Source organism: Paenisporosarcina sp. (assembly GCF_049671445.1).
GTDB lineage: Bacteria > Bacillota > Bacilli > Bacillales_A > Planococcaceae > Paenisporosarcina.
The window spans coordinates 1-17,725 of the sequence record NZ_JBATUX010000049.1 but is presented as its reverse complement, the minus strand read 5'-3'; the positions used below and the strand labels follow the sequence as shown (position 1 = coordinate 17,725).

General features: G+C 39.1%; 14 protein-coding genes. 10 read left to right on the top strand and 4 right to left on the bottom strand.

The window, feature by feature from the left end; genetic code table 11:
• Positions 1 to 50 precede the first annotated feature (50 nt).
• Positions 51 to 737 (bottom strand): response regulator, encoded by a 687-nt coding sequence (locus WBG45_RS06865; protein ID WP_424413173.1) that lies wholly within the window; start codon positions 735 to 737, stop codon positions 51 to 53.
• Positions 734 to 2,332, bottom strand: coding sequence for an ATP-binding protein (locus WBG45_RS06860; RefSeq protein ID WP_424413171.1), 1,599 nt, complete (start codon positions 2,330 to 2,332; stop codon positions 734 to 736). Before WBG45_RS06860 ends, WBG45_RS06865 begins: the two co-directional genes overlap by 4 nt.
• A gap of 315 nt (positions 2,333 to 2,647) precedes the next feature.
• On the opposite strand from WBG45_RS06860, the gene WBG45_RS06855 reads away from it, so the two are divergent.
• Positions 2,648 to 3,844, top strand: coding sequence for an MFS transporter (locus WBG45_RS06855; RefSeq protein ID WP_424413169.1), 1,197 nt, complete (start codon positions 2,648 to 2,650; stop codon positions 3,842 to 3,844).
• Between the two features lie 233 nt (positions 3,845 to 4,077).
• On the opposite strand, the gene WBG45_RS06850 is transcribed toward WBG45_RS06855, so the two are convergent.
• Positions 4,078 to 4,878 (bottom strand): TIGR00266 family protein, encoded by an 801-nt coding sequence (locus WBG45_RS06850; RefSeq protein WP_424413168.1) that lies wholly within the window; start codon positions 4,876 to 4,878, stop codon positions 4,078 to 4,080.
• 178 nt (positions 4,879 to 5,056) lie between these two features.
• On the opposite strand from WBG45_RS06850, the gene WBG45_RS06845 reads away from it, so the two are divergent.
• The 5 genes from WBG45_RS06845 (at position 5,057) to abc-f (ending at position 11,108) form a co-directional block, all read left to right on the top strand.
• Positions 5,057 to 6,535, top strand: a complete 1,479-nt coding sequence (locus tag WBG45_RS06845; RefSeq protein WP_424413166.1) for an aldehyde dehydrogenase family protein — start codon at positions 5,057 to 5,059, stop codon at positions 6,533 to 6,535.
• 34 nt (positions 6,536 to 6,569) lie between these two features.
• On the top strand, positions 6,570 to 7,742 hold the full coding sequence (locus tag WBG45_RS06840) for a saccharopine dehydrogenase family protein (protein WP_424413164.1): 1,173 nt from the start codon (positions 6,570 to 6,572) through the stop codon (positions 7,740 to 7,742).
• Positions 7,743 to 7,756: 14 nt separating this feature from the next.
• The gene (locus WBG45_RS06835; protein WP_424413163.1) at positions 7,757 to 8,962 is read left to right on the top strand and encodes an acyl-CoA dehydrogenase family protein; all 1,206 of its coding nucleotides are present in this window, start codon (positions 7,757 to 7,759) and stop codon (positions 8,960 to 8,962) included.
• Positions 8,963 to 9,001: 39 nt separating this feature from the next.
• A complete protein-coding gene (locus WBG45_RS06830) occupies positions 9,002 to 9,136 on the top strand; it encodes an RAxF-45 family protein (protein ID WP_424413162.1) in 135 nt (44 codons plus the stop codon).
• 100 nt (positions 9,137 to 9,236) lie between these two features.
• The gene (gene abc-f, locus WBG45_RS06825) at positions 9,237 to 11,108 is read left to right on the top strand and encodes a ribosomal protection-like ABC-F family protein (protein ID WP_424413160.1); all 1,872 of its coding nucleotides are present in this window, start codon (positions 9,237 to 9,239) and stop codon (positions 11,106 to 11,108) included.
• A 1,217-nt stretch (positions 11,109 to 12,325) separates the two neighbouring features.
• On the opposite strand, the gene WBG45_RS06820 is transcribed toward abc-f, so the two are convergent.
• A complete protein-coding gene (locus WBG45_RS06820; protein ID WP_424413158.1) occupies positions 12,326 to 13,513 on the bottom strand; it encodes an FtsW/RodA/SpoVE family cell cycle protein in 1,188 nt (395 codons plus the stop codon).
• A gap of 157 nt (positions 13,514 to 13,670) precedes the next feature.
• On the opposite strand from WBG45_RS06820, the gene WBG45_RS06815 reads away from it, so the two are divergent.
• From WBG45_RS06815 to WBG45_RS06800, 4 genes are all read left to right on the top strand, one after another.
• Entirely contained in the window at positions 13,671 to 14,417 is a 747-nt protein-coding gene (locus WBG45_RS06815) for a hypothetical protein (protein WP_424413156.1), read from the top strand.
• A gap of 187 nt (positions 14,418 to 14,604) precedes the next feature.
• Complete coding sequence (locus WBG45_RS06810; protein WP_424413154.1) at positions 14,605 to 15,684, top strand: D-alanine--D-alanine ligase; 1,080 nt, start codon at positions 14,605 to 14,607, stop codon at positions 15,682 to 15,684.
• A gap of 12 nt (positions 15,685 to 15,696) precedes the next feature.
• Positions 15,697 to 17,067, top strand: a complete 1,371-nt coding sequence (locus WBG45_RS06805) for a UDP-N-acetylmuramoyl-tripeptide--D-alanyl-D-alanine ligase (protein WP_424413152.1) — start codon at positions 15,697 to 15,699, stop codon at positions 17,065 to 17,067.
• Between the two features lie 78 nt (positions 17,068 to 17,145).
• Entirely contained in the window at positions 17,146 to 17,697 is a 552-nt protein-coding gene (locus WBG45_RS06800) for a YdeI/OmpD-associated family protein (RefSeq protein WP_424413150.1), read from the top strand.
• Positions 17,698 to 17,725 lie beyond the last annotated feature (28 nt).

Here is a 17,725-nt window from a genome sequence, read left to right as displayed (position 1 = left end):
TTGGGTCATAAGTGAAATAAAGGTCTTTGTCGTCATTTTGTTCATAAAGTTCACGCAGGGAAGTACCTGCGCTCTGGTCGACCAATCGTTCCATAAATGAGCTCAGCTCTCGCTTTACTCTCTGAAACGAGATATTCTAGATATCTTCTTGCGGTTGATCTACTAAGTCCACTTGCAAGTCCCATTTTTTCAGCTGTGATTCCTTGTGTTTGTTGCTTTAACTGAACCACCACTTTATCCATTGTAATTGGATCAATCCCTTTGGGAGTCAGTGTATTATCAGTAGAATTGGTTGACTTAACAGGGTGCCACAACAATTGTATGGACTCTTCTTGTAATTTTCCAGGGCTTGAAAGTGTTTTTCTTTTCTCTTGATAGGCGGACAAACTTTCTTGAAAACGATCGAAGGTTAACGGTTTTAAGATATAGTCAATAACACCACCTCGGAAAGCTTGTTTCACGACATTCACTTCCGCAGCTGCGGTGATAAAGATGATGTCGGTATCTGCGCTTTCTGTCTGGATAAAAGTCATCAACTCAGTGCCCATCATATCTGGTAAATAAACATCAAGTAAAATTAAGTCGGGTTTCATGGACACAACCCAGTCCTTTGCCTCAGCCCCCGTATGTGCAGAGCCAACGACAACAAACCCATCTATTTTATCAATAAAGCGACGATGAATATCAGCGATTCGTGGATCATCTTCTATGATTAAGACCTCAATTACTTCACTCATACAGAAAACCCTCCTTTTGGAATAGAGATGACGAAAAGTGCGCCATTTAAATCCCCATTTTCAATCGATACGACTCCATTCAAATCCTTAATATTCTCTGAAACTTTTATTAAACCGTAACCGCGATCTTGTCCTACTTTCGTTGAAATGCGCGACTTGAATAGGTGTTGTTGTAAATCAGAACTAAGACCTACACCAGAATCTTCAACTTCAATTAAGATTTCTTGTCCATTATCAAGAATAAACAACCGCACCACTCGATCTGATTCAGCTAAATGATCAACCGCTTCAAAAGCATTAGTTACTAGATTTCCAATAATAGATACAAACAAGCTTTTTTCTAAAGGTTTAGGCAAACTGTTTAAATAACTATCTTCATCTAAAATAAATTGAACTTTTAGTTCCCGAGCACGATTGAATAAACCAATGACGAGACCACCTAAATAGGGGTCTTGTAATCTCTTTGTGACGAAATGGATAAGAGATTGATGTTCTTGCTTTTCGTCATGGATAAGCTGTAGAGCTTCCTCCAACGAATTAAGTTGTATGAGCCCACTAATGGTATAAAGAAAGTTTTGATATTCATGCGTTTGTGCTCGCAGTGCTTCTGTATATTGTTTCACTTGTGAAAGTTCAGTGGTTAACTGATCAAAATCCGATTGCAAACGAAAACTCGATACAGCGCCTACAATGTCTTTTCCAATTAAAATAGGTATTCGATTGACGATTGCTCTTTTTCCGCGTATTTCCATTTGACGGTCAAGTTGTTTCTCTCCATTTTGAAGGACTTGAGGGAGGAGTGTATTAGGTAACACCTCTTCAATTGAACGTCCAATTAATGTTACATCTTCTGGTAAAGAAAGAGTTTCGTAGGCTGCTTTATTCATCATCGAAATACGTGCATCTTGATCGACCATAATAATTCCTTCGCGAACAGATTCAATGAGTGTATTTCGTTCCGTGAATAAATGAGCAATTTCAGCAGGCTCTAAATTGAATAACACTTTTTTTATGCTTCTAGCCAAAATGGTTGAACCGATAATACCTAAGATGATAGCCAAGAGAACGATTGTAATAATTGAATCGACATATTCAAAAAAGGTATGTGAGATATCAGCTTTTAAAAACCCAACTGAAATAATACCCACGATTTCACCTTGCTCATTTTTAATCGGAGTTTTTCCTCGTAAGGCAGGTCCGAGTGTTCCGGTCGCTTCGGAGATATAAGATTCTCCATTAATTAAGGCGCGTTCATTGTCGTCACCTACCATTTTTTCACCTATGCGTTCAACAACTGGATGTGCATAGCGAATTCCTTCAACGTTTCCTATTACCACATATTGTGCACCAGAAAGTTCGCGTACCGCTTCGGCAATCGGCTGTAAGACATCGGAAGGATTCTCAGTTTCAAATCCTGCCACCACATCTGGTCGATTTGCCGTCGTCATCGCAATATTTAGAGCACGATTGCCGATCTGCTGTTCAATGCTCTGGGACATCGTGTAATAGAAAGAAGCCCCGATTAGGAGAGAAATAGCAGTGACAAATAAGGCGCCATAGACAAAAATTTTGAATTGTAACGATCGATTTTTCAAGCTATCACTCTTTTCGCATAATTAGTGCTATTATGACGAGTCGTGAAAGAATTGGCAACATAAGGTTTTGAAAAGAACAGATAGGAGAGGGGAATTAGGAGAGAGAATTAAATAGATAAATAGCCGTAATATTTTTTAATGACTGGGTGACGTTAGTCAGAATAGTATTTATAATAAATTAAGTTTAAGAAAAGGAGAGGTTTATATGAAAAGAACAACACTGACTTCATTAGTTAAATTGGAGGACATGTTGGCATAAAATATGAACTCCGATTTGATTTAAATCAAAATCAAACTTACGGAGGAAAATAAAAAGTGGCGATACAAAATTTTTATTATATCGTGACAAGTTCACGATCGTTTTTTATTCAAATGGTGTTTACTTTGAACGCTATTTATTATGTTACACAAGCAGATTTAAATGCATTACAACTTGTACTAATAGGGACTATTATGGAAGTTTCGGTGCTTTTATTTGAAATGCCAACAGGACTATTTGCAGATCATTACGGCCGAAAGAGATCGCTTGCTATAGGTACTTTTGTGATTGGATTCGCTCATATTTTGGAAGGAAGTATACCAGAGTTCTGGGCGATTGCTGTGGCTTCTGCGTTATGGGGAATTGGCTGGACATTTATTAGTGGAGCCGAGCAAGCATGGATTGCGGATGAATTAGACGGTGAAAATCTGGAGGGAACCTTTTTACGTGGTTCACAATTTTCATCATTCGCTCGATTTACCGCAATCGTAGTAAGTGTATCTATCGCTGCAATTTGGTCCGTGCAAACAGCAATTTTAGTAGCAGGTATTATGTTAATTATCCTTGCAATATGGGTATTTATTAATCTACCAGAAACAAAGTTTATTAAAGTGACCCGTGAAAAAGGGGTATCTGGAGTTACACATATGATGACAACCATCAAATTCGGAATGTCTCAAATTCGTGGTAACACGATACTCGTTAGTATTGCCATGGTGACATTATTATGGGGACTTGCAAGTGAAGGGTTCGACCGTTTATATGGGGCTCACTTCATTACTGACTATGATTTGTCAGAAAGTGATTCTGTTTATTGGTTCGGCACCTTTTACGCTATAGCCTTCTTGCTTAACATTGTCGTACTGAAGTTTGTTGAAAAACATGTGGAAGGTCGCTACGCAAATGTGCTGTTGTTAACGAATGCCGTATTGGTAGGCACTATGATTGTCTTTGCGTGGACTGGACTGTTTTGGCTAGCAGTGGCGATGTACTGGGTGACAAGTGCACTCAGAAATGTAAACTATCCATTAATAAGTATAATTACAAACGAACGCCTGCAATCAAAAGGTCGTGCTACCACTCTTTCCATGTTCGGGCAACTTGATGCTTTTGGACAAATAGCAGGGGGTCCGCTAGTCGGATTATTTGCTTTGTATACTTCACTTGCAGGAGGCATCACAACCTCTGCGCTGCTCATATTGCCTGTCTTGTATTTCTTGTGGCGAATGAAAAAGAAAATGAAGGTTTCATAGTTCGATTAAGTGCCTGGTGCGAAGGAGCATCAGGTGCTTTTTTGAATGTGGTTTTTGTGGAAAAAAATGGGTGAAAGGAAATAAACCACGAATGAAAGGGAATAACGGGCTAGCGAAAGGGATTAAACCAAGTTTGAAGGGGAATAACGAGTCGACGTAAGGGAATAAACCCAAATGAAAGGGAATAAACAAAAAAACAGTGCACCATTCCTGGCGCACTGATTCCATAAATCTTATTTTCCGCCTAATATATCAAATAATCCGCCTGCTAAACTTCCTTCACCCTTGGAGCCACCACCTGGAGTTTGCGGAGCAGCTGCGAAGACGCGGCTGGCAAGTCGGCTAAACGGCAATGATTGTACCCATACAGTTCCTGGACCTCTAAGTGTTGCGAAGAAGAGGCCTTCTCCTCCGAATAAGGCTGTTTTAACACCTTTCACCATCTCGATGTTGTAATCGACTTCTTTTGTCATGGCTACTAAACAACCTGTGTCCACGCGCAATACTTCACCTGGTTGTAAATGTTTCTTATGAATCGTACCTCCAGCATGAAGAAAGGCAAGTCCGTCACCTTCTAGTTTTTGCATAATAAATCCTTCGCCACCAAAGAATCCAGTTCCGAGTTTGCGTTGGAATTCAACGCCGACTGATACACCTTTAGCTGCAGCTAGAAACGCATCTTTTTGACAAATGATTTTACCACCCATTTCACTCAAATCCATGGGAATGATTTTGCCAGGATAAGGTGAAGCAAAGTAGACATGTTTTTTCCCAGATCCGTTATTAGTGAAAGTAGTCATGAATAAACTTTCACCAGTAAGCATGCGTTTACCTGCACCCATTAGTTTTCCCATTATGCCGCCACTGGCCGACCCATCAGAGCCGTCTCCGAAGATGGTTTCCATCGAAATACCGTCTTCCATCATCATTAAACTGCCAGCTTCTGCCACAACTGTTTCCCTTGGATCAAGCTCCACTTCTACAAACTGCATGTCGTCTCCGTATAATTTGTAATCAATTTCGTGATTGTTCATGTGTCTCATTCCTCCAAAAATTAAATTCTACTCATTCATACGCTTAACACTGCAAAAAGTTTCATTGTCGACAGCTAATCATGAATATTCCGTTTTTTCCGAAAATGAAAAGGGTTAAACGGTTCCATGTCGAATAAGTTATAGTGAAAACGTTTTCAAAACGAAAGGGGTAAGGTACATGCAATTGAACAATTACATCGGTGGAAAGTGGCAAGATTCGGGAGATGCTAAGTACGTTCCAGTGACGAACCCTGCAAATGGCGAAGAGTTAGCTCAAGTTAGGTTATCGACAAAAGAAGACGTAAATCTAGCAGTAGCGGCTGCAAAGGAAGCGCAGAAGAAATGGGCGCTTGTTCCTGCACCGAAACGAGCAGATTATTTATATGAAATAGGTCGTATTATGAAAGAAAAGAAAGAACACTTAGCACAAGTCCTGACGAAAGAAATGGGTAAAGTCATTGAAGAAGGTCGCGGAGAAGTGCAAGAAGGCATAGACATGGCTTTCTATATGGCTGGAGAAGGTCGTCGTTTGTTTGGTGAAACAACGCCTTCAGAACTTGCAGATAAGTTTGCAATGAGTGTTCGTGCACCAATCGGGGTGGTAGGACTTATTACGCCATGGAACTTCCCCGTAGCGATTGCAACGTGGAAGTCGTTCCCAGCAATTGTAGCTGGTAATACATTTTTATGGAAGCCAGCTACAGAAACACCGATGATGGCGTATGAAATGGCGAAAGTATTTGAAGAAGCAGGAATTCCTGCAGGCGTGGCAAATGTCGTATTTGGATCAGGATCTGAAGTCGGTACAGCCATGATTGAACATCCAGATGTAAAAGTTATCTCATTTACAGGATCAACAGAAACAGGACGCTCAGTTGCAGAACGAGGCGGCCGTCATTTGAAAAAAGTATCGCTTGAAATGGGCGGGAAAAATGCTGTTATTGTTATGGACGATGCAGATCTTGGCCTGGCAGTAGAAGGTATTCTTTGGAGTGCTTTTGGAACTGCAGGTCAACGCTGTACTGCATGTAGCCGTGTCATCGTGCATAAAGATGTTAAAGAAGAACTTGAATCACTTCTTCTAACTGCGATGGAACAATTAACGATCGGTGACGGTATGGATGAAACCGTGAAAATTGGACCTGTAATTAACAAAAAAGCACTAGAAAAAATTCACAACTATGTACAAATCGGCAAAGATGAAGGAGCTAAATTACTTGTTGGTGGAGAAATTCTTGCTGAAGGTAATTTAGGTAAAGGCAATTATTACGCTCCAACTTTGTTTACGAATGTGGATCGAGATAGCCGAATTGCTCAAGAAGAGATCTTTGGTCCAGTTGTATCACTTATCGAAGTCTCCAGTTTAGAAGAAGCAATTGAAGTGAATAACAGCGTCACTTTCGGATTATCAAGCAGTATTTTCTCTCGTGATGTCAACACGGTGTTTAAAGCACAACGCGATTTAGATACAGGTATTGTGTATGTCAATGCAGGCACAACTGGCGCCGAGATTCATCTACCGTTTGGTGGTACAAAAGGGACGGGCAATGGTCACCGTGATTCCGGCGTAGCAGCTCTTGACGTGTATACAGAGTGGAAGAGTATTTATATTGATTTCAGTGGCAAATTGCAACGAGCTCAAATCGATAACTCTTAATAAATAGACAATGTTTTACAAAGGGGATGTAAATATGAAGGTTGTTGTATTAGGTGCGGGTTTAATGGGCAAGGAAGCAGCACGCGATTTGGTCAAAAGTGAAAACGTTAAAAAAGTATTTTTAGCTGACGTTCAACTGGAACAAGTGCAAGCTTTTAAAGAAAAAATCCAATCTGACAAAATAGAAGCCGTACGTTTAGATGCCAATAATGATGCGGAATTGAAAGCAGTTATGAGCAAAGGTGACGTTGTCATTAACGCATTATTTTATTCGTTTAATGAAAAAGTGGCGCGTACTGCGGTTGAAGTTGGCGTTCATTCAATTGATTTAGGCGGTCACATTGGTGGAGCAACGGATGCGGTACTCGATTTAGCTGACGTAGCAAAAGAAAAAGGAATTACAGTCATTCCGGACCTAGGGGTAGCTCCAGGAATGATCAATATATTAGCGGGGTACGGTGCTAGTAAATTAGACGAAGTAAAATCGATTAAACTATACGTAGGTGGCATTCCAGTGGAGCCAGAGGGTCCATTGAAATATAACATCGTCTTTTCTTTAGAAGGTGTATTGGATCATTATACAGACACTTCTCACGTCGTACGGAATGGTAAATTACGCGAAGTTCCTTCATTATCAGAAATCGAAACGATTCATTTTGATGAATTTGGCGAACTTGAAGCGTTCCATACTTCAGGTGGAACATCGACATTAACGAAAACTTTTCCGAACGTTGAAACGCTCGAATACAAGACGATACGTTATCCCGGGCATGCCGAAAAATTTAAAGTATTAGTCGATCTTGGCTTAACAAATAAAACAACAAAAGTAGAAGTAGATGGAAAATCGATTAGTACACGTGAAGTGTTAAAGGCAGCTTTAACGCCTGGCTTATTATTAGGAGACAAACAAGATGCTGTTTTACTACGTGTCATTGTGTCTGGTGAAAAAAATGGAAAACCAGCTGCTTATGAATACGAACTCGTCACAAAGAAAGATATGTCCGACCAAGTTACGGCCATGGCTCGTGCCACTGCAAATACGATTTCAGTTGTTGCCCAAATGATTGGCAATGGAGAGATCACGAAACGTGGCGTTTATCCGCCAGAACAAATTGTACCTGGTGATGCATATATTGCAGAGATGAATAAACGAGGCGTGGATATTCAAGAAGCCATTAAACAATCAACTACGGTTGCAAACGGATAACAGGGGGCAACATCATGAACTTCGAATTTACAGATGAACAACAACTACTTCGGAAAACAGTTCGACAATATGTGGATGATGAAATATTGCCTCATATCGCAGAATGGGATTCAACGGGTGGGTTTGATCCAAAAGTGTGGAAACGATTAGCGGAGTTAGGTTTTATGGGGGTTTGTGTGCCGGAAGCTTATGGTGGAAGTGGAATGGATTATAACGCCCTTGCTATCGTTTGCGAGGAATTGGAGCGCGGTGATACAGCGTTTCGTACAGCAGTTTCAGTTCATATCGGCTTAAACTCTATGACCTTAATGCAGTGGGGTACTGAAGAACAAAAGCAAAAATACTTGGTCCCTCAAGCGAGGGGCGAAAAAATCGGAGCTTTTGGATTGACGGAACCAGGAGCGGGTTCAGACGTTGCGGCTATGTCCACAACAGCAACTCGTGAGGGTGACCATTACATTCTAAAAGGCCAAAAAACATGGATTTCTCTTTGTGATAAGGCAGATAACTTTGTAGTCTTTGCATATACTGATAAATCAAAGAAACATCATGGCATTAGTGCATTTATTGTGGAACGCACGATGGAAGGTTTTAGTTCTAAAGCAATTAAAGGTAAGTATGGTATTCGTGCAGGAAATACGGGAGAGATTTTCTTTGATGATGTCCGTGTACCTGTTGAAAACCGTATCGGAGAAGAAGGCGAAGGCTTTAAAATTGCCATGGCGGCCTTAGATAATGGTCGATTTACAGTAGCTGCAGGTGCAGCTGGATTAATTATGGCTTGTATTGAATCAAGTGTGAAATATTGCAATGAACGCGAAACGTTTGGTAAACCAATCGGTAAGCATCAATTAGTTCAACAAATGGTTGCGAAAATGGAAGCGGGTTTACAGATGAGCCGCATTCTGGTGTACCGAGTTGGCGAGTTGAAGAATAAAGGCGTACGTAATACACGCGAAACATCTTTAGCCAAATGGCAGGCTTGTGATTTTGCCAATCAAGCGGCAGATGATGCTGTACAGATCCACGGAGCTTATGGATATTCAGACGATTATCCTGTTGCAAGATATTTGAGGAATTCTAAAGCACCAGTTATCTACGAAGGAACAAGAGAGATTCACACAATCATGCAAGCAGAATATGTGCTGGGCTATCGTGAGGATAAAAAACTATCAAAAATGTTGCCGAAATGGCCATTTGAAATTGATAAAGATATGTGATAGAATATTCTAAAATCAATGATCGGAGGTGAGGAAAGAATGAAAAACGTTGTGACTGCACATGGATTTATATTGGAATTTTTATCCGTTTCATGTGCGATTACTCATGAAATTGCCACTAACGGGACGGGTCTGTCCATTTTAGACAATTACATGAATATCACAGCTGATTAGACATTCTTTCCAAACCGTTATTATCGGGAAAAGACTGCTCTCTTCGAGCAGTCTTTTTTTGTGCTTCCAGCTGTGTTCAATATGAAAGGAAGCGAAAAAAATGATATGTACAATACAAGAAATTAGCAAAATGCTCGGTGGTAATATGATATTTGAAGAACTTTCATTAGCCATAAAAACGGGCGATAAATTAGGAGTTGTTGGTCGAAACGGCTCAGGAAAAACAACATTATTTACATTGCTTGCTGGAATTGAAACACCTGATGTAGGCAGTATTCATTTTAAAAAAGGGACGAAAATTGGTTATTTAGCTCAAATACCTTCTTATTCAGAATCAGTAACAGGCCATGATGTTTTGTTAATGGCTTTTGAAGAATTAGTTGCGATACAGAAAAAAATGACGGTGCTAGAAGAGAGCATGGCAAAAGCTACACCGGATGAGTTGGGAAAATTATTGAAACAATATGGGGATATTCAAGAAGAGTTCACACTTCGGGATGGCTATTCAATGGACTCGGAACTCGATAAAGTAGTGCAAGGGTTACAGTTAACATCATTTGTTGACCGTTCGTTTACCAGTTTGAGTGGAGGCGAACAAACGAAAATCATGCTCGGGAAGTTGTTGTTAACAAAACCACACTTATTGTTACTTGACGAACCCACAAACCATTTGGACTTGTTTGCAGTTGAATGGCTTGAACAATATTTGGTCGATTATGACGGAACAGTTGTCATTATTTCGCATGATCGTTACTTCTTAGATCAAGTCGTTACAAAAGTAGCGGACCTTGAAGAAGGTGAGTTAACTCTTTATCATGGAAATTACTCATCTTTTGCTATCCAAAAAGAAGAACGCCTTATGAGGGAATTCCAAGAATTTGAAGAACAGCAGAAAAAAATCAAGAAAATGAAAGAAGCCATTAAAAGATTAAGGCTTTGGGCAAATGAAGCGGTACCACCAAATGCAGCCTTGCATAGACGTGCTCGTAATATGGAACGTGCTTTAGAACGTATGGAAAAAGTGAGAAAGCCTCTCGTAGATCCGAGAAAAATGACGTTAGTGTTTGACGCTGCACCACGAAGCGGAAAAGAAGTCGTCGTTATGGAAAATGTCTCTAAGTCCTTTGGTGACAATGTATTACTTCAAAATGCTGATTTTAATGTCTATTGGAAAGACCGAGTGGCCGTCGTCGGACGCAATGGGACCGGAAAGTCGACGATATTGAAATTGTTGCGAGGCGAAATATCCGTGGATAATGGTATAGCAAGATTAGGCAGTAATGTTAGGGTCGGTTTTTTATCACAGCATTTTGAAATAGCGAATCCAAAAGCTCGATTAATCGATGCTTTTCGTGAAGAAGTATCCATGTTTGAAGGAGAAGCGCGGCATGTATTAGCAAGATTTATGTTTTATGGTCCGGATGTTTTTAAACGTGTAAGCGATTTAAGTGGTGGCGAACGCATGCGTTTAAGGTTAGCACAACTTATGTATCAAGATGTAAATTTGTTAATGCTGGACGAACCAACCAACCATTTAGACATTGATTCACGAGAAGTCTTGGAAGAAGCGTTGGAAGATTTCCAAGGGACAATTTTAGCAGTATCCCATGATCGTTACTTTTTAAATAAATTATTCCCTCGAACAGCTTGGCTCGACCAAGGAGAATTGACTACATTTGAAGGTCCGTATGAATGGGCTCGAGGCAAGTGGGATGAATTACAAGTTCGACATCAAGTTGAAGATATTAAAATCGTTGATCTTGTAGAAGAAGTCAAACCAACTCGCGTGAAAGAGATACTATCTAAACCAATCGAAGAAGAAATGGCAGAACTTGAGACTGCAATTTCAGAAATAACCAACAGAATAGAGAACCAAGAGGATTGGGAAGTGTATGAACAGTTACTTTTTGAGAAGTCACAATTAGAGATTAAACTTGAAGGATTGCTCGAACAATGGCTAGAAAGTTCATAATAGGTAGAGGGAGCTGTTCCAAAAGTCATAATATATGACTAAGGGCGGTTCCCTTTTTTTATTTAGTGAGGGTTGATTTCCATTTCAGACGGACGCTTTCCGCGGGCATGGCCTCAGCCTCCTCGACGAGCAAAAAACATCTGCTCCTGCATCGCTACTTTAGCTTCGTCGCAAACAAGTTGTGCAACCACAACTTGTTGTCTGCGGGGTCTTCCGCTCATGCTATTCCCGCTGGAAAGATATTGGACGAACTGCAATTCGTCCAATATCTTTGCGACGAGTAACAGCAGGAGCATATGTTTTCTCGCCGTCTTCCACTCCAATCAACCTTAAGTTCATCTTGTGCAAAACAGTCAATTATAAATGGTTCAATGTTCAAATGTAGTTATAGAAATAAGAATTATTTTCTCTAATTACTTTATATTAGTGATTTATTAGACACCCCCTTTTCTTATAAACAAAAATTCATGTCGAATATGTTAATATTTCCTGGGAAATGACTGTCGAATTAACTCTTTAACATGAAAAGAAGAAAGAAAACCATCTTTTTTTACCAGAAACAGAAACAGGTGAACGCTTTCCGCGGGCTGCCCATTAGCCTCCTCGGGCCAACAGGATGTTGGTCATGAAAGCATCAAATTTATTAGCTCTGAATTTTGTGACGAGTAACCGCAGGAGCACATGTTTTCCCGCCGCCTTCTAATACAATCATTCTAGTGAACATGTATATGAGGTAGCTTTCGATTTAGTGATATGTAGCAAAACAGTGAAGACTCCATCGGGAAAGCGAAGTGCAGAAATCCACTCGGACGGTAAGTCCGAGTTAGTTCGGCGCAAGCCCGCGGAAAGCGTAACTGTTTTGCGGAATATCAACAGCAACATTTAACATAGCCCTATATTAAAACGTCTTTAAGTTGGATTTAGCTATTTTTTTATAAAAATGTGTTTACTCAAAAATAAAATAAGCTGAAAGAGGCCGAAATACCGTCTTCGGCCGAATATCTATTTAAAGTAGTCAGCGTTTCACTAGTAAACCTAAATAATAAAAATGTGAGCAAACAGGTTGTAAGGGAGCGAAGGAAGTATCCTCGCAGCAAACTTATCTGAAAAAAGAGAGTCGGGCGAGTGACGAAGTCACAAGCCCGACTCTTTATAATCTAGATTTTATAGTGCAGCAGGAGATACGTCCAAAGCGCAATGAAAACCTAAATATGTCATTATTCATCCTCTGAAGAACCAAACATATACGTACGGTGATGGAACTTCATACTGAAGACTAATCCGAGTGCAAGCATATTCCCCATTAACGAACTACCCCCATAACTAATAAAAGGAAGCGGGATACCCGTAATCGGTAATAACTGTATAGTCATACCGATATTTTGGAATACATGGAATGTAATCATGGCAATGATTCCAGCACAGACATATGTACTAAAAGGATCTTTTAGCTGAAGTGTGATTTTGGTTAAATGGTAGATTAATAAGAAAAATAAACTAACGACAATACTTGCTCCGATAAAGCCATATTCTTCTCCAATAACAGTGAAAATAAAATCGGTATGATTTTCAGGAACGTATACTTCACGTCCTTGATAGCCCTTACCAGTAATCTCCCCTGAGCCAATGGCTGACATGGCATTAAGTAGATTATAGCCTTCAGCTGAAGCATACGATTTAGGGTCTATCCATGAATATATACGAGCAAATTGATAAGGTTTAAAGCCGAATTTATCCGATAAGAAATCTTGCATAAAGACTGCCATCCAAAGTAAGGATCCACCGACTACTGCAGTCCCTGCAAAGATTGGTAATATCAACTTCCAAGTAACACCACCAACAATAATCATCGCAGCGGTGATAGCAAGAAAGACAAGTGATGTTCCTAAATCGGGTTGTTGCATGATAAATAGTAAAGGAACTAATGCGGTTGCAATAATTTTTCCGAGTAGAAATAAATCGGTTTTTAACGTTTTTAACACATAATCCTCATGATGTTTACTAATCATGCGTGCCATCGTTAAAATAAAGAACGTTTTCATGAACTCAGAAGGTTGAATGCTCCCAATACCAGGTAAATGAAACCAACTCTTTGCTCCTCCACGCATTTCTGCGATTTGTCCGTCGCCACCCGGAGCTATAACGAGTGCAATTAACACAAATATGCCAAATCCATAAAGAATCCAGGCCATTTTTTTATATTGTTCTGGCTCGAAAAACATAGTAAAACCAATAATTGCAGCTCCTACTATGTACCAGAATGCTTGACGGGGGATAAAGTTGATTGGATATTGTCCAGAAGTCTGTGCAGATGAAATCGCAAACAAACTGACAATGAAAAGAAGTAATACAATAAAAGCAAGCGTCCAGTCAAATCGGTCCGCAAAACCTTTGTTATTTTCCATAATTGTCACCTAAATTTCTATTTTGAAGTTATAACCTATTAATTATAACGTAAATGACTTATAAATGCTTGTGAAGTAAGTACTGAAGATGAGCGTGCTAAATGTTTCATTCTTCACAAAATGGGCTTATAATGAATAGAGGAATGGAGTGATGATCATGGTGAAAAAGGCACGTGATATAGAAGATTTTCTTCACCATATTTATATACATATGAACGAAGCTGATCAGTTCGTTATGTTCAGTGGTTTAACTATGCAACAATTTGTTAAAAGTCTTGGGCCATTGCAGAATTTATTGTTACTCAAGCATGAGTACGAAGACAGTTCTTTTAACATACATACTCAGTTAGAATTCGTTCCTGATGAAGAAGTATTAACTTTCACAAAAGAATTTATGGATAATCCCACAGACTTGAGATGGATTGATTTTAAAGATGAACGTAAACTTAATATGTTAACGTCTCAAGAACAAGCTGAACTATTATATATCGGACATAAAAAAGAGCCAATTCGCTCACCGTTTTATTATCAACTTCAAAATCGTTTTGTGTACCTATCTAATGAAGAAGAAAGTATGACGAAAATTTATTTCCGTGAACTAAATGATTCACTCCATTTAGTTGTGAATATACTAAATCAAGTGGTTCTGAATAAAGAAAAAGGGGCATCATTTTGGCGTAGAAAACAAAAAGTAGGCTACCCTGAACTTACAATGGAGCAGTTTGTTTCACATAAACCTTTATTAAAAGAAGGAGTTCTTCTTTCCTTATACAAACAAGAAAAATCAAAAGTTTCGTATGACTTAGAAATCCGTTTATTACCAGAATCCGTCTACCCAGATGAAATATGGGACGAATTAACTGCGTTAATGAAACAAAGTCCGGATGAAACGATTCGGTTTTAATGGCAATCCCTTGCAAAGATGAGTGCAAGGGATTGTTTTTTTATCGTGTCAACAATGATAAGCTTTTTGGATAGTATAAGAAAAACTAATAATAGCTAAATTCCAAAGTCGTGTTTTTTTACTATGTGTTTATGGGTAAATAAAGTTCATGTTAAAATAAAAGGATCCAATACGTGGAGGTATAAGAATGAAAAAAAGAATCGGTTTATTATATGGTGGAAAATCTGCTGAGCATGAAGTGTCGCTATCAACGGCTCGTGCAGTAACTCAAGCATTAAATTTTAGTGAATATGAAGTGTTTCCGATTTACATTACACAAGAAGGTGAATGGAGAAAAGGGAAACAGCTATTAGCTCCTATCGAAACAATTGAACAATTGCAATTTGAAAATACAGCAAATCAAAGTCTCCCAAATAACATTTCTAGCTTTTTGCCATCTCAAAGTGATGAAAAATCGTTAGATGTTATTTTCCCTCTATTACATGGACCTAACGGTGAAGATGGGACCGTTCAAGGATTACTGGAAGTATTAAATCTTCCATATATCGGCAATGGTGTATTAGCTTCTTCAGCTGGGATGGATAAAGTGGTCATGAAACAACTTTTCACTATCGCTGGATTGAAACAAGTACCGTATGTACATTTTATTCGTCGAGAATGGCAAAATGATCAAAGCTTCTGGCTTGGGAAGATTGAAAAAGAACTTGAGTGGCCATTGTTTGTAAAACCTGCAAACTTGGGTTCAAGTGTAGGCATTAGTAAAGCGTCGAACCGAGAAGAATTGATTGAAGCAGTAGAGTTGGCATTAAAATATGACCGTAAAATTGTGATTGAACAAGGTATAAACGCTCGTGAAATTGAAATGGGTGTTCTCGGTAATGATACGCCGAAATGTTCAGTACCTGGCGAAATCAAACCGTTAAAAGCTTTTTACGATTACCAAGCAAAATATAAAGACGGCAATACTGCAATGATTATTCCTGCTGAAGTTTCATCAGAAGTGGAAGCGACATTACAAGACAATGCGATTAAAGCATTTAAAGTACTAGATTGTTCAGGTCTTGTGCGTGCAGACTTTTTTGTAACGGATAAAAATGAAGTTCTGATTAATGAAGTAAATACTTTACCTGGATTTACTCCGTTCAGCATGTTCCCGTTACTATGGCAACATACAGGCGTTAATTATTCGGAGTTAATCGACCAGTTAATCGAACTAGCAATTGAACGTCATACAGAAAAACAACAACTACAATATACAATGGATTGAGTGTGAATATTTGTGAAGAAATCATTACAAACAATAGCTGAATGGCTAGAAATTAGGGTGGAAACACCAGACGTAGTGGTAAGTGGTGTTTCTATCAATACGAAAACCATTCAACATGGGGATTTATTTATTCCTTTTAAAGGTGAAAAAGTAAATGGACATCAATACGTGGCACAAGCTTTTGAAAAAGGAGCTTCTGCTGCTCTTTGGCAACAAGATGAACCGAATCCACCTCAAGGTGTTCCGCTACTATTCGTTGAAGACAGTGAAAAAGCTTTGCAAAAAATGGCGCGTGCTTATCGTGAGGAACATCAAGCCACATTTATCGGCATTACTGGATCGAACGGGAAGACTTCAACTAAAGATTTAGTTGCTGGCGTTCTTGCTCCGTATTTCCGTGTGCAAAAAACAGCTGGGAATTTCAACAATAACTTAGGTTTACCCATTACGATTTTGTCTCTAGACGAAGACACAGATTTTGCTGTGCTTGAAATGGGCATGAGTAATTACGGAGAAATTGAATTTTTATCTAACTTAGCAAAACCACATTCTGTAGCAATTACGAATATTGGGGAAGCACATATGCAAGACTTAGGTTCTCGTGAAGGAATTGCTAAAGCTAAGTTTGAAATTGTAGCCGGCTTACAACCAAGTGGCTGTTTATTTTACGACGGAGATGAACCACTTTTACGTCCATTTATACAAAGATTGAATGAAGAAAAATCACCTTCCATAAACACGATTTCTTTTGGATCCGATCGTTCGAATGACTTCTCTGTCGAATCTATTGAAGCGACGGAAAATGGTAGTGAATTTAATGTTACTGGCTTAATTGACGATCGTTTTATGATTCCTGTTTTAGGAAAGCATCAAGTCAAAAATGCGTTAGTAGCCATTTTAATTGCCCAAAAAGCTGGTCTAACGAATGAACAAATTAAAGATTCGTTAAAAAAAGTGTCACTGACAGATATGCGCATGGAGGTCATCCCTGCAAAGAACGGTTCATTATTTATTAACGATGCATACAATGCGGCACCAACATCGATGAAAGCAGCCATCACCTTTATCCGTGAAACGACGATTAGACCAAAAAAATGGTTAGTCCTTGGTGATATGCTTGAGCTAGGCGACGACGAACAAAGGTATCATGAAGAGTTGGCTGACTATATCACCCCGCAAGAGTTTGAAGGTGTTTGTTTATATGGACCTCGAATGAAGTGGTTATATGAAAAGTTACAATCATTGTTTGCGGAAACACAAGTGGTGTGGTCAGAAAATGACTATGAGCCGATTCGCAACATATTAAAATCAAAAACTTCTTCAAATTCAATTATCTTAGTAAAAGGCTCTCGTGGTATGGCACTTGAAAACGTAATTGACTGATAAAAAAGGTGAGGAATTCGTATGATTCTTGAGAACAAACAGAAACTAAAAATACCACCTAACGAGAGATTCTTAGTAATGGAATCACCATCGACAGATTATGTAACTGCCGAAATGGATACAAAGCCTATTGAAGGCTTGTATTCATTTGGGCTTTTATTTGCTACATCGATTAATCATTTGCAGACACATGAAGAAACATTTTTGAAAGCATTGAAACAAGACGCAATGATTTGGATTGCTTACCCGAAAAAATCCTCCAAGCTTTTCAAAGATCTAAACCGTGATTACGGTTGGGAGACAATTAAAGCGAAAGGATTTGCTGGGATTGCTTCAATTGCGCTAGATGCTGATTGGTCTGCCATTCGTTTTAGACCACAAAGTTCTGTGAAGAGGAAAACGTCAGGCAATAGTATTGCTGTCACTTCTGACTATGTAATAACAGAAGAAATTCGTGAAACATTTGAAAGAGAAGATGTTCTCATCACGTTTGAGAATTTACCATCTGGGTATCAGAAACAGTATCTAGAGTGGTTGTTATCAGCTAAGAGACAAGAAACAAAGGACAAACGACTTGTTGATGCAGTTGATAAATTACGGGCAGGATTCCGTCAACCATACGGTAAATGATGGAGGTGCAGAGAACGTGAAAACTGGA

Excerpts from the sequence above, each read along its gene's own strand:
- WBG45_RS06865 (WP_424413173.1), bottom strand. The coding sequence starts at position 737 with ATGAGTGAAGTAATTGAGGTCTTAATCATAGAAGATGATCCACGAATC.
- WBG45_RS06850 (WP_424413168.1), bottom strand. The coding sequence starts at position 4,878 with ATGAACAATCACGAAATTGATTACAAATTATACGGAGACGACATGCAG.
- WBG45_RS06845 (WP_424413166.1), top strand. The coding sequence starts at position 5,057 with ATGCAATTGAACAATTACATCGGTGGAAAGTGGCAAGATTCGGGAGAT.
- WBG45_RS06840 (WP_424413164.1), top strand. The coding sequence starts at position 6,570 with ATGAAGGTTGTTGTATTAGGTGCGGGTTTAATGGGCAAGGAAGCAGCA.
- WBG45_RS06835 (WP_424413163.1), top strand. The coding sequence starts at position 7,757 with ATGAACTTCGAATTTACAGATGAACAACAACTACTTCGGAAAACAGTT.
- WBG45_RS06830 (WP_424413162.1), top strand. The coding sequence starts at position 9,002 with ATGAAAAACGTTGTGACTGCACATGGATTTATATTGGAATTTTTATCC.
- abc-f (WP_424413160.1), top strand. The coding sequence starts at position 9,237 with ATGATATGTACAATACAAGAAATTAGCAAAATGCTCGGTGGTAATATG.
- WBG45_RS06820 (WP_424413158.1), bottom strand. The coding sequence starts at position 13,513 with ATGGAAAATAACAAAGGTTTTGCGGACCGATTTGACTGGACGCTTGCT.
- WBG45_RS06815 (WP_424413156.1), top strand. The coding sequence starts at position 13,671 with ATGGTGAAAAAGGCACGTGATATAGAAGATTTTCTTCACCATATTTAT.
- WBG45_RS06810 (WP_424413154.1), top strand. The coding sequence starts at position 14,605 with ATGAAAAAAAGAATCGGTTTATTATATGGTGGAAAATCTGCTGAGCAT.
- WBG45_RS06800 (WP_424413150.1), top strand. The coding sequence starts at position 17,146 with ATGGAATCACCATCGACAGATTATGTAACTGCCGAAATGGATACAAAG.